This window comes from Acidovorax sp. GW823-FHT05D11 (assembly GCF_058795695.1).
Window position 1 is genome coordinate 3,482,338 of record NZ_CM179502.1, and the last position, 11,881, is coordinate 3,494,218.

12 protein-coding genes are annotated in these 11,881 nt (G+C 68.1%); 11 read left to right on the forward strand and 1 reads right to left on the reverse strand.

Translation table 11 applies throughout. The features are described from left to right. Nucleotides 1–864: 864 nt before the first annotated feature. From AC3RCE_RS16175 to AC3RCE_RS16195, 5 genes are all read left to right on the forward strand, one after another. Nucleotides 865–2,298, forward strand: a complete 1,434-nt coding sequence (locus AC3RCE_RS16175; protein WP_218341622.1) for an aldehyde dehydrogenase family protein — start codon at nucleotides 865–867, stop codon at nucleotides 2,296–2,298. Nucleotides 2,299–2,654: 356 nt separating this feature from the next. Then, nucleotides 2,655–3,272, forward strand: coding sequence for a DUF2889 domain-containing protein (locus AC3RCE_RS16180; RefSeq protein ID WP_218341621.1), 618 nt, complete (start codon nucleotides 2,655–2,657; stop codon nucleotides 3,270–3,272). A gap of 58 nt (nucleotides 3,273–3,330) precedes the next feature. Further along, nucleotides 3,331–4,092, forward strand: coding sequence for an SDR family oxidoreductase (locus tag AC3RCE_RS16185; protein ID WP_369642770.1), 762 nt, complete (start codon nucleotides 3,331–3,333; stop codon nucleotides 4,090–4,092). 389 nt (nucleotides 4,093–4,481) lie between these two features. Next, nucleotides 4,482–5,456, forward strand: a complete 975-nt coding sequence (locus tag AC3RCE_RS16190) for a bactofilin family protein (protein ID WP_369642771.1) — start codon at nucleotides 4,482–4,484, stop codon at nucleotides 5,454–5,456. A gap of 17 nt (nucleotides 5,457–5,473) precedes the next feature. Then, the gene (locus AC3RCE_RS16195) at nucleotides 5,474–6,127 is read left to right on the forward strand and encodes a hypothetical protein (protein WP_492253480.1); all 654 of its coding nucleotides are present in this window, start codon (nucleotides 5,474–5,476) and stop codon (nucleotides 6,125–6,127) included. 25 nt (nucleotides 6,128–6,152) lie between these two features. Here the strand turns inward: AC3RCE_RS16195 and AC3RCE_RS16200 are convergent, their stop codons facing one another. Beyond that, nucleotides 6,153–6,995 carry a type IV pili methyl-accepting chemotaxis transducer N-terminal domain-containing protein gene (locus AC3RCE_RS16200; protein ID WP_218341618.1) on the reverse strand — a complete coding sequence of 281 codons (843 nt, stop codon included), beginning with the start codon at nucleotides 6,993–6,995 and terminating at the stop codon, nucleotides 6,153–6,155. Between the two features lie 166 nt (nucleotides 6,996–7,161). Here AC3RCE_RS16200 and moaA point away from each other — a divergent pair, with 166 nt between their 5' ends. The 6 genes from moaA to AC3RCE_RS16230 all read left to right on the forward strand — a co-directional run bounded on the left by moaA (nucleotide 7,162) and on the right by AC3RCE_RS16230 (nucleotide 11,872). Beyond that, complete coding sequence (gene moaA, locus AC3RCE_RS16205; protein ID WP_218297635.1) at nucleotides 7,162–8,301, forward strand: GTP 3',8-cyclase MoaA; 1,140 nt, start codon at nucleotides 7,162–7,164, stop codon at nucleotides 8,299–8,301. A gap of 124 nt (nucleotides 8,302–8,425) precedes the next feature. Continuing rightward, nucleotides 8,426–8,809, forward strand: coding sequence for a DUF6713 family protein (locus AC3RCE_RS16210; RefSeq protein ID WP_492253481.1), 384 nt, complete (start codon nucleotides 8,426–8,428; stop codon nucleotides 8,807–8,809). Between the two features lie 31 nt (nucleotides 8,810–8,840). Next, on the forward strand, nucleotides 8,841–9,497 hold the full coding sequence (gene mobA, locus AC3RCE_RS16215) for a molybdenum cofactor guanylyltransferase MobA (RefSeq protein ID WP_492253482.1): 657 nt from the start codon (nucleotides 8,841–8,843) through the stop codon (nucleotides 9,495–9,497). Between the two features lie 17 nt (nucleotides 9,498–9,514). Then, entirely contained in the window at nucleotides 9,515–10,060 is a 546-nt protein-coding gene (locus AC3RCE_RS16220) for a GNAT family N-acetyltransferase (protein ID WP_218297638.1), read from the forward strand. 19 nt (nucleotides 10,061–10,079) lie between these two features. Beyond that, nucleotides 10,080–11,438, forward strand: a complete 1,359-nt coding sequence (gene moeA, locus AC3RCE_RS16225; RefSeq protein ID WP_218297639.1) for a molybdopterin molybdotransferase MoeA — start codon at nucleotides 10,080–10,082, stop codon at nucleotides 11,436–11,438. 101 nt (nucleotides 11,439–11,539) lie between these two features. Then, on the forward strand, nucleotides 11,540–11,872 hold the full coding sequence (locus AC3RCE_RS16230) for a thioredoxin family protein (RefSeq protein WP_218297640.1): 333 nt from the start codon (nucleotides 11,540–11,542) through the stop codon (nucleotides 11,870–11,872). The last annotated feature ends 9 nt before the right edge of the window (nucleotides 11,873–11,881 follow it).

Below are 11,881 nucleotides of genomic sequence, written 5' to 3' on the forward strand. Positions count from 1 at the left end.
TGTACATTGTAGAGATTACCTCCCCGTTACCGATACATGTCAAATTATCCGCAGGGCTGGCAATATCCCAGGACTTGTATTTTATGAATGGTGAATCTGGTGATTCAGCATAGGAAACATTTGAAAGAGCCGAAAAATATTGTGTGGCTTTCCAGCCGTGAGCAGTAACTGTATATCTTGAACAGCGACTCCCCAGCCTCTGCGGGGGCATACCGTACGATTCCATTAAACCAATCGAGCAATTTAGAACTATCGCCTCGCCACCTTCCGACTCTGGCACACCCAACCCAGCCCCCCCCTGAACAAATAGGTTGATCAAAATAACGCCACTCGGTCGGGATGGGAGGGACACAAAGCGCTCCAACCTTGCCGCACTCCTCGGCACTAAACATCCACGCTGGATTTTGATATGCAAATAGCGGCCCAAGGAGTGCCAACGATACTGAAATAATTTTCAAAAAACACTGCAACATAAGATCTCAGAAATTATTATTAATAAGCTGACCTAAAGCGCCCAGCACGGGTTGCTTCAAACCTGAGGTTCAACACCTGAATAGCAGATAACTTGCACCGATGGCTTCGTGTATACGCACTTGCGGCCATAATATTAACTTCATATTTGAGCAGACCAGTGCGTCACTTTCTTGTTCATTATCACAAACTCTGATCTTCCGCCATGCGTTGCACAGGGGGCAGCTGGCTAATCATGAGTGACAGCCATCACTCGCCCCACGGCATGGAAAGCCTTCGCTACCAACCGCCTCGCCCTTTCCCGCCAAACCGTGTGTCACATGCCGCGAAGAGAGACGCAAAGGTTGAAAAAATTAATAAGCACACATTCCATTTCCGGGCAAAATGACGGCCATGCAACTGAACTACATCGCCAACGCCTCGGTTCCGTCCGCCTCGGGCCGCACGATCCCCGTGATCGACCCGTCCGACGGCCAGACCTTCGACGAAATCCAGCGCAGCAACGCCGACGACATCGATGCGGCGGTGCATGCGGCGCGCCAGTGCTACCACGCGGTGTGGCAGAAGATGGCGCCCGTGGAGCGCGGCCGCCTGCTGCAAAAGCTCTCGGCCAAGATCCTGGAGCATGCCGACGAACTCACGGCCCTGGAGCAGCGCGACTGCGGCAAGCCCACCAAGCAGGCACGCGCCGATGCGATTGCGCTGGCGCGCTACTTCGAGTTCTACGCCGGTGCGTGCGACAAGTTCCACGGCGAGACGATTCCCTACCCCGACGGTTACAGCGTGCTCACCTGGCGCGAGCCCCACGGCGTCACGGGCCACGTCATCCCCTGGAACTACCCCATGCAGATCTTCGGCCGCAGCGTGGGCGGCGCCCTGGCGGCGGGCAACGTCTGCGTGGTCAAGCCCGCCGAGGACGCCTGCCTGTCGCTGATCCGCGTGGCGCAGCTGGCGGCCGAGGTGGGCTTCCCCTCCGGCGCGCTGAACATCGTCACCGGCTACGGCCACGAGGTGGGCGACGCGCTGGCGCGCCACCCCGGCATCGACCACATCAGCTTCACCGGCAGCCCCAAGATCGGCACGCTGATCCAGCAGGTGGCCGCCGAGCGCCACTGCCCCGTCACGCTGGAGCTGGGCGGCAAGAGCCCGCAGATCATCTTTGCCGATGCCGACCTGGACGCCGCCATTCCCGTGGTCATCAACGCCATCGTGCAGAACGCCGGGCAGACCTGCTCGGCGGGCTCGCGCGTGCTGATCGACTCGCTGATCTATGAACCCCTGCTCGAACGCCTGGGCAAGGCGTTTGAAAAGCTGCGCGTGGGCCCCGCCGCCATGGACCTGGACGTGGGCCCGCTGATCCGCCAGACGCAGCAGCAGCGCGTGTGGGACTTCCTGTCCGACGCCCAGGTGGCCGGCATCCCCATGGTGGCCCAGGGCGTGGTGGTGGACGAAGCCCCCGAGACCGGCTACTACCAGGCCCCCACCCTGCTGCGCGATGTGCCCGTGGGCCACCGCCTGGCGCAGGAAGAAGTCTTCGGCCCCGTGCTGTCGGCCATGGCCTTCCAGGACGAGGACCATGCGGTGGAACTCGCCAACGCCACGCAGTTCGGCCTGGTGGCCGGGATCTGGACGCGCGACGGTGCGCGCCAGTTCCGCATGGCCAAGCGTGTGCACAGCGGCCAAGTGTTCATCAACAACTACGGCGCTGCGGGCGGTGTGGAGCTGCCGTTTGGCGGCGTCAAATCCAGCGGCTACGGGCGCGAAAAGGGCTTTGAGGCACTGTACGGCTTCACCACCTTGAAGACCGTCGCCATCAAGTACGGTTGAAGGCCTTAGAACGTGTTCACGATCTCCCAGGGGTCGCGCAGTGGTTTTTGCGGGATGGGATGCAAGGCGCGGTGGGCAGCCAATAGCTCGGCTATTGGCAAGCGCCGCAACGCCGCAGACCGCCCGCAAAGACCACTGCCCGAAGGGTTGGAGCGAAATCGGGCGATTGGGCGCCTCGGCTGCTTGCATGGGCATGAGCCCATGCGGCGCATCCGAAGCATCCACTCATCCCGATTGCGCTCCAACGCGATCCCCTGCGAGATCGTGAACACGTTCTCAGTGTCCCGCCCGCGCACGACGGCACGGGCAGGCCCCGCTAACCTCGGCTGCTTCTGTACGACGATTTTTCTTCCTCCATGCCCCTGAGTCCCCCCGCCCCCCGCACCCTGAAGCATGTCCGCCGGGTGAACTACCAGGGCTTTGAACGCGACGATGGCCTGTGGGACATCGAGGGCGAGCTGCACGACAGCAAGGCCTACGACGCCCCCTCGCACCGCGACCCGACGCGCACGCGCCTGGCGGGTGAGGCCATCCACCACATGTGGCTGCGCGTGACCGTGAACCGCCAGCTGGTGGTGCAGGCGGTGGACGTGTCCATGGACTCGCACCCGCTCAAAGGCTGCACCGAGGCCCAGGCGGCGCTGCAGCGCATGGTGGGCTGCAGCATGGCGCGCGGCTGGCGCCAGGCCATTCAGAAGCACCTGGGCGGCGTGGAAAGCTGCACACACCTGCGCGAACTGCTGTTCAACCTGGCCACGGCGGCCTTCCAGTCGGTGCCTGCGGTGTTTGCCGCCAGCCACCCCGACGAGCCGCCGCGCCACCTGGGCCAGTGCACGGGGTGGGACTTCAACGGCAGCGGCGTGAAGGAATTTTTCCCCCAGTTCCATGGCCGGGAATCCAAGGCACCCGCCCCGGCCGCCCCGACGGCCCCTGCCACTGAAGTTTCAGCCCCATCGGGCTCTAGCGCTGGTTGAATAAGCGCTGGCAGCTATCAATTTTGATATATCTCACCACAACCCATCGGAGACACCCATGCGTGTGCAGAACAAATCCATCATCGTCACCGGCGCCGGCAACGGCATTGGCGAAGGCATCGCCAAGCGCCTGGCCGCGGAGGGCGGCAAGGTCATCGTCAATGACATCAACGAGGCAGGAGGCCAGCGCGTGGTGGCCGAGATCACGGCGGCAGGCGGCACGGCCGCTTTCTTCAAGGCCGACGTGACGAAGTCCGCCGAAGTGAAGGCCATGGTGGACGAGGCCGTGCGCCTGTACGGCCGCCTGGACGTGGTGGTGAACAACGCGGGCTGGACGCACCGCAACCGCCCCATGCTCGAAGTGAGCGAGGACGAGTTCGACAAGGTCTATGCCATCAACATGAAGAGCATCTACCTGTCGGCCATCCACGCCGTGCCCGCATTGCGCAAGGCCGGTGGCGGCAGCATCATCAACATCGCCTCCACCGCCGGCCTGCGCCCCCGCCCGGGCCTGACCTGGTACAACGGCTCCAAGGGCGCCGTCATCATCACCAGCAAGTCCATGGCCGCCGAGCTGGGCCCCGACAACATCCGCGTGAACTGCATCAACCCCGTGTTCAACCCCGACACCGGCCTGGCCGCCGAGTTCGCGGGCGGCCCGGTGGACGAGGCGCGCCGCGCCAAGTTCCTGGCCACCATTCCGCTGGGCCGCTTCTCCACCGCGCTGGACGTGGCCAACGCCGCGCTGTACCTGGCGAGCGACGAGGCGTCCTTCGTCAGCGGCGTGTGCATCGAGGTGGACGGCGGGCGCTGCGTGTAGGCACCTGCTGGCGGTCTCGCAAGGGATCGCGCCCGGGCGCCCGCCACCTGCAAGGCCGCCGGAGGCCGCCCCGCGCAGGCACAAGCCGCACCAGGGAGGTGCGGATTGATTGACGGTTGCAGGGCAGCTGCCTATAGTGCCGCCCATCCATGTTTGCAAGCGCCTCTCCCGTCACGACCCCCAGCGGCACCGCGCCGCTGCGCCGTGCCGCGCGCTCGCAAGCCACCCTCCAGGCCGGCGACCGCCGGGTCTGCACGCTTGCTGCAGACTCCTGAGCCCGGCGACACCCTCTCCCCCACGTTCTTTCGCGCACCTCCTGTCGCCGGGCCCATCCCCCAGGCGCTTGCTTGCGCCCAGGCCACGGCCCGGGGCAGCCTTGAGGAGTGTTGATGCCCCCGTTCCCTTCCGGCGAGATATCGCTCGCCCCGTGCCCCCCCGCGCGCCACGACCCCGCCGACGGAGCCGCTGCCGGCCTGACGGCCGCCACCGACATCACCCGCCACTTCATCCGCGCCAAACGGCCCTGCGCCGACGGCTACCGCTGGTACCTGCGCCGCCAGGAGGGCGCCAGCAACTACCAGGCCCTGCTGGACGACCTGGTGCGCGAAGGCCGGGTGGAGGACGCCTGCTGGATGCTCGACCAGTTCGGCCCCACCAACGACGTGCTGGAGGTGGACCATCTGGAGGCCGACGCGCTGGTGTTCGCCGGCAGCGTGCGGTGCCAGGGCAGCGCCGACGTGGACGGTGTGCTGCGCACCGGCCGCAGCCTCAGCGTGCTGGGTGGCCTGCGGGTGGGCGGTGCGCTGCGGGTGGGAGAAGACCTGCGCGTCGCGGGCGCGCTGCGCTGTGAGGGCAGCGTGCGGCTGCACGGCGACGCGCGCGTGGGCGGCTCCCTGGTGGTGGCGCAGCGGCTGCAGTGCACGGGCGGCCTGCGCGTGGGCGGCGAGCTGGACGCTGGCGCCTCGGCCCACATCGGCGGCCACTGCACCGTGGGCCAGGACCTGCGCGTGGCAGGCGCCCTGGACGGCGGCGGAGGCATCAAGGTGGGCGGCCACCTGCACGGCGACGCGGCCGTGCAGGCCACGCACGGCCTGCAGGTGGCGGGCGACGTGGACTGCCGCGGCCACCTGCAGGTGGGCTCGGGCGTGCGCGCGGGCGGGCGCATCCACGCAGGAGGGGCCATCCGCGCGGGCGAAAGCCTGTCGGCGGGGGAAACCATCGCGGCGGGTGAAGCCTATGGCGTGTACGCCGGCCTGGTGGTGCCGCTGCCCGACTGGCCCCACAGCGCCCGGGTGTGCGCCCGTGAGCAGCCCGCGCGCCTGCTGAGCGGCTGCTGGACCGATGGCCCGGGGCACACGCCATGATGCCCGGAGCCTGCGCCTTGCACCTCGCGCCCCGCATCGCCCCCGGTGCCCCGGCCAGCCGGGGCTGGCTGGGTGCGCTGGGCCACCTGCTGACCGAACTTCGCATCGACGTGGACCTGTCGGGCCGCGACATCCAGCGCGAGTTCGACGCACTGCACGAACGCATCCGCACCAACCACCGCACCCGCGACGCGATGCGCGCGCTGCCCCTGCGCCTGCACGGGCTGGAGTTGCGCCTGCGCGAGGCCGACGGCGAGTATTTTGTCTACGCCATCGACCCGCAGCGCAACCGCATCGTGGCCTACACCGTGTTCAACCGTCTGGTCGAGGTGGACCGCCGCACCGACCGCCACCTGCGCGCGCCCCACACCAAGGTGGTGGACGGCTACCGCCGCATGGGCATTGCCTCCGCCATCTACCGCTGGTGGCTGGACTCGGGCCGCAGCCTCATGACCGGGGCACGCCAGTCCGCCGGGGCCCACGGCCTGTGGATGGCCCTGGCGCGCGACTATGAGCTGGCGGCGGTGCGCATCGACGCGCACAAACGCGTGCAGCGCCTGCCCCTGCCACCACCCCCGGGATTCTTCGACGCGCTGGACACCCGGCTGGTGCTGGTGGGGCGCGATTGCCGCCTGGCGGACTTCACGCAGCACGCGGCCTGCAGGGGCTGACGGGGGGCCGGATGCCCCCGGACGCTCAGCCCAGCACCTCGCGCAGGGCTGCCTCGTACAGGTTGGTGAGCTTGTCCATCACGCCCAGCAGGCGCTCGCTGGTGGTGGCCACGGCGTTGAGCCCCACGTCATCTGCCGGGCGGCGCAGGGCCGATTCAAAGAACAGCCACTGCGAGTCGGCCAGCTCCAGCTCGTTGCGGATGGCGGGGGTGGACACCGGCGCCGCCTTCAACGTCTGCAGTGCCTGGCGGAAGTCGGCGGCGTCGGAGGCCAGTTGCGCCTGCACCACCTTGGACTCCACCTTGGCCGCGTGCAGAAAGTAGTTCTTGGCCAGGCGCTGCGACAGCATGCGCTGGCGGCCCGCCAGGTTCACCAGCCGCGCGCTGGGGGCCTGCGCCAGCCTCTCGATCGACTCGGTCACGGCCTGGGAAACCAGCAGCGTGCGGTCGGCCTGGTCGGACGCCGCCACCACCAGCGCCGTCTGGGTGGCTGGCACGGCGGTCAACTGGTTGAGCAGGGCAAACTGCTTTTGCACTTCTTCCAGCTGGCGCCCCACGTCGGCCGGCCAGCGCCCCGACTGCAGGCCCCGCGCCAGTTCGCTGCTGCCCGACTGCACCATCTTGCGCGCCAGCCCCATCACATCCACCGCCGCCCCCGGCAGCACCTGCAGGTACTGCTGGCAATAGGCCTTGGCCATCCGCTGCGACAGGGCGCGGAACCAGCCCGCATAGTTGATGGCCCCCGACAGCCCTATCTGCGCCTGGGCACTGTGGCCCCAGGTGGGCAGCAGGATGCCCGCCGCCACCCATTGAACCGCCACGCGGCGCTGACATGGCAGGGCGTCGGCGAAGAACTCACGAACTGGCATGGGAATCCCCTGAAATCGGATGCCGTATTGTTGCAATGCAACATCCAGAGCGCCCTGCGCCATGTCAAAGGCGGGCCACGCCGCCGCCGGGGCAGAACTTGACCGCGATCAACTCCGCGCGCAGGGGCTTGCCCCTCTGCGGGGCCCCTTGCGGCAAAATCACCCCATGGCCGAACGTGTGATTCCCCTGGTGGACCAACGCATCGCCGCACTGGCGGCGCGGGTGCCCACGCACCCGGTGGCCCCCACGGGCCAACTCACCGACACCCGGGGCCGCCCGCTGCGCGACCTGCGCATCAGCGTGACGGACCGCTGCAACTTCCGCTGCAACTACTGCATGCCCAAGGAAGTGTTCGACAAGGACTACCCCTACCTGCCGCACGGTGCCTTGCTGAGCTTCGAGGAGATCACCCGGCTGGCGCGGCTGTTCCTGGCGCACGGCGTGCGCAAGATCCGCCTGACCGGCGGCGAGCCCCTGCTGCGCAAGAACCTGGAAGCGCTGGTGGCCCAGCTGGCCCAGCTGCGCACGGTGGACGGCCTGGCGCCCGACCTCACCCTCACCACCAACGGGTCGCTGCTGGCGCGCAAGGCCCAGGCCTTGAAGGATGCGGGCCTGAACCGCGTGACCGTGAGTCTGGACGGACTGGACGACACGATCTTTCGCCGCATGAACGATGTGGACTTTCCGGTGGCCGACGTGCTGGCGGGCATCGAAGCCGCGCACGCGGCGGGCCTGTCTCACATCAAGGTCAACATGGTGGTCAAGCGCGGCACCAACGACCATGAAATCTTGCCCATGGCGCGCCACTTTCGCGGCACGGGCACCACGCTGCGTTTCATCGAGTACATGGACGTGGGCGCCACCAACGGCTGGCGCATGGACGAGGTGCTGCCCTCGGCCGAGCTGATCGAACGCCTGCGCGCCGAGCTGCCGCTGGTGCAGCTCGACCCCAGCAGCCCCGGCGAGACCGCCGAGCGCTGGGGCTACACCAACGCACAAGGCCAGTACGACCCCGCCCTGGGCGAGGTGGGCGTGATCAGCAGCGTGACCCAGGCCTTCTGCCACGACTGCAACCGCGCGCGCCTGTCCACCGAAGGCAAGCTCTACCTGTGCCTGTTTGCCTCGGAGGGTTACGACCTGCGCACCCTGCTGCGCGGCGGCGCCAGCGACGAAGCGATCGCCTCGGCCATCGCCCCCATCTGGCAACAGCGCGGCGACCGCTATTCGGAGCTGCGCAGCAGCCTGCCGGCGGACACCACACAGGGTGGCGCGCGGCGGGTGGAGATGAGCTATATCGGCGGCTAGCGGTGGGGCCGGCCCCGTGCATCTCGGCCCTGCGGAGCCCCCGCCCCGCGCCATGGTCCGGGCGCCGACGGTTTTCAGGCACCATGGGTGGCCGCGGCCTTCACCTCTTGCCCACACCCACCCCATGCCCCTTCAATCTAAACACCGCGCACTGTTCCTGGCCAATGCCACCGTCCTGGTCACGCACCAGATCGACGCCGCGTACTGGCATGAGTGGGAGCTGTTCCACATTCCCGGCGGCAACCAGGTCAATCTGCTGCTCAACCTGCCCATCATTGCGCTGGTGCTGTATGCCCAGGCACAGGTCGCCCGCGGCGAAGGCCCGGCGGCCCTGGCGTTCTACAAGCTCATGCCCTGCCTGGGGGCCTTGACCGTGGCGATCCACGGCCTGTTTTTTGCCCTGGGGCACGAGGCGTTCGCGCAACCCGTGTCCCTGGGCCTGCTGGCCTGCACGGCCGTCCTCTCGTGCCTGCAACTGACCGCGCTGCGTGCCCGGCAGCCGCTGTAGCACCCTGCTTTTCACCCCATCGCCCACCCCCATGATCGAAACCCAAGACATCACCGGCCTCGTGCTTGCAGGCGGACGCGGCAGCCGCATGGGCGGCGTCGACAAAGGCCTGCAGAGTTTTCGCGGCCTGCCGCTGGCGCTGCACACGCTGATGCGGCTGCAGATGCAGACCGGCGCCACCATGGTCAATGCCAACCGCAACCTCGCGGCCTACGAGGCGTTTGGCGCCCCCGTGTGGCCCGATGTGCTGGCCGACTATGCCGGCCCGCTGGCGGGCTTTCTGACGGGGCTGGAGCGTTGCGAAACACCCTGGCTGCTGACGGTGCCCTGCGACACCCCGCTGTTCCCGCTGGACCTGGCCCAGCGCCTGGCGGCCGCGGCGGACGCCCAGGGTGCCGACATCGCCATGGCCGCGGCGCCCGAGGACGATGGCACGGGCCGCACCAGCGTGCGCACCCAGCCGGTGTTCTGCCTGCTGCGCGTGGACCTGCTCGAAAGCCTGGTCGCCTTCACCCAGGCCGGCGGCCGCAAGATCGACGCCTGGACGGGCCAGCACCACTGCGCCATCGTGCCCTTCGACCAGCCGGGCGATGACCCCAAGGCCTTCTTCAACGCCAATACGCTGGCCGAGCTGCACGCGCTGGAGAGCACCAGCACACCGCAGGCCCCACAGGCCTCACAGGCTTGACGCGCCCCCCAACCGCCATGAACACGCGCCCGTTTCCGGCCACCAGCTCCGTACAGATCCGCCCCTTGGCCGCCGCGGATGCCGTGGCCTACAAGGCCCTGCGCGACGAGGCGCTGCGCACGGCGCCGGATGCGTTCACCTCCGACTACGAATCCTCGGTGGGCCGCGATGCCAGCGAGTACGTGGCGCGCTTTGGCCCCCTGGAATCCGGCCAGTTCTTCCTGGGGGCCTTCGATGCCACGGGCCAGCTGCTCGGCTGCCTGGGCTGTGAACGCGAGCAGCGCGCCAAGCAGCGCCACTGCGCCGTGGTGGTGGGCATGATGGTGGCACCCCGTGCGCAGCGCCAGGGCATCGGCCAGCAGCTGGTGGCCGCCTGTGTGGAGGCCGCCAGCCGCGTGCCCGGGCTGACCCAGCTGGTGCTGACCGTCACCGCCTCCAACACCCACGTCGTGCGCCTGTACGAGCAGGCCGGGTTCCGCGCCTGGGGCCTGCTGCCCCACGCCATCGTGGTGGACGGCGTGGGCTTCGACAAGCTGCACATGGTGCGCGTGCTGCACGACTGATTGAAAGCTATTGAGACCCATGAAAACCATTGCCCAGATTGCCGCCGAACTGCAAGGCTACGACCCGCAGGCCCTGAGCGCCGCCGATGTGAACGCGTTTCTGCAGCGGCTGGTCGAGCCCGTGACCGCCACCGAAGAGCTCCCCCTCTTCGACGCCCTGGGCCGCGTGCTGGCGCGGGACGTCGTCTCGCCCCTCAGCGTGCCCCCGCACGACAACTCGGCGATGGACGGTTATGCGTTCGCCGGCGCACAACTCACCCCAGGGCAGCCCCTCACGCTGCGGGTGGTGGGCACGGCGCTGGCGGGCAAGGCCTGGGTGGGCACCGTGGCGGCGGGCGATTGCGTGAAGATCATGACCGGCGCCATCATGCCCCCGGGCCTGGACACCGTGGTGCCGCAGGAGTTCACCACGGCCGCAGCCGATGATGGCCACATCACCATCGCGGCCGACGTGCTCAAGACCGGCGACAACCGCCGCTTCAAGGGCGAAGACCTCCTGGAAGGCGGCGTTGCGCTGGCCCAGGGCACGCTGCTGGCACCCGCCGCGCTGGGCCTGGTGGCCAGCCTGGGCCTGCCCACGGTGACGGTGTTCCGCCGCCTGCGCGTGGCGTATTTCTCGACCGGCGACGAGATCCTGAGCCTGGGCGAAGCCCCACGCGAAGGCGCGGTGTACGACAGCAACCGCTACACCGTCTTCGGCCTGCTCACCCGCCTGGGCGTGGAGGTGATCGACCTGGGCGTGGTGCGCGACGAGCCCGCGCTGCTGGAGGCGGCCTTTCGCAACGCGGCACAGCGCGCCGACGCCATCATCACCAGCGGCGGCGTGAGCGTGGGCGAGGCCGACCACACGCGCACCATGATGAAAAAGCTGGGCGACGTGGCCTTCTGGCGCATCGCCATGCGGCCCGGCCGCCCCATGGCCGCAGGGAGCATCGCCGCCACGGAATTTGAGGAAAAAACAGCCTCTGGCGCTGATCCAGCAAGCGCCAATAGCTACCAAAATAATAGCAAACAATCCCACAACGGCGCGGTGCTGTTCGGCTTGCCCGGCAACCCGGTGGCCGTGATGGTGACGTTTCTGGCCTTCGTGCGCCCCGCCCTGCTGCGCATGATGGGCAGCACACACACCGCCCCGCCCCTGGTGCGCGCCACCAGCACCGAAGCCCTGCGCAAGAAACCCGGCCGCACCGAGTACCAGCGCGGCACCGTCACCACCGCCGCCGACGGCACGCTGCAGGTGCGCACCACGGGCAACCAGGGCTCGGGCGTGCTCAGCTCCATGGTGCAGGCCAACGGGCTCATCGTGCTGCACCACGGCCAGGGCAATGTGGCGGTGGGCGACACGGTGGATGTGATGCTCTTTGACGGCGTGATCTGACACGGCCACGGGTACCGGGCCGGTACCCGTCCACCCCTGTCCCGCTAATCTGGAACCCACTGCCTTCCATTTATTTTTATTTCCCTCCGTGGACTCTGCCCATGACCTACGCCGCCCAGCACCTTGCCACGCCCCCCTCCCGCGACGACGTGGACCGCCTGCCGGGCGCGGCCGTCGTCGAGTTCGGCACGCCCTGGTGCGGCCACTGCCAGCGGGCCCAGCCCCTCATCGAGCAGGCGCTGAAGGGCCGCGCGGACGTGGCGCACATCAAGGTGGAAGACGGCCCCGGCCAGCGCCTGGGCCGCACTTTTGGGGTCAAGCTGTGGCCGACGCTGGTGTTCCTGAAGAACGGGCAGGAAGTGGCGCGCCTCGTGCGGCCACAGGCCCTGCAGGAGGTGCTGGATGCGTTGCAGGCGAACGCGGCGCCGGCCTGACCACGCCCC